Raw genomic sequence first — 536 nt, forward strand, 5'->3', positions numbered from 1 at the left:
TAACAGACCCATCACCATTGAATATACCAAAATCCGCAATTGATGGATCCGAGGAAGTCCAAGTGAGATACTCATTCCCCATCAAACCTTCGCGTTGTTTGTAGATAACATCCATACGGAAATTATCACCAATCCCTAAACTATAAATAGGTGAATCTAATTTAATATCAGAGATAGGTAAAATAGGTTTATTACCAGAACGATCTGGGAACAACCAAGCACGTTGATCGTTATCTGGTGAAGTTACTTCATTCATCCACAGAATACCTGGGAGATCAGTAAATGACCAAGCACCAGTTTTCCAGTTCCAAATGGCAGCTCTGTCACAAGCATAGTTTTTATCACTACCCTCTTGAGCTGCTTGACTTGGATAACATACCCAGATTTCTTTACGAGTTGGATAAGCAAAAACTTTAGCACCCTGGTAGTTGACAGAAGTAATTTCACCCAAGAGTTTCTCTTTAATGATATCAGTTACAATGGATTGACGAGAAGATCCATCATGAGTAAAGATATCATCTTGTGAGATTACAAAG

Annotated in this window: 1 protein-coding gene; it reads right to left on the reverse strand. The window is 38.4% G+C overall.

The window, feature by feature from the left end:
- The coding region (locus tag N1032_RS27505; protein ID WP_259543903.1) for a hypothetical protein at window positions 1-536 on the reverse strand (536 nt) is incomplete at both ends.

This window comes from Herbiconiux daphne, assembly GCF_024979295.1.
Taxonomy (GTDB): Bacteria; Actinomycetota; Actinomycetes; order Actinomycetales; family Microbacteriaceae; genus Herbiconiux; species Herbiconiux daphnes.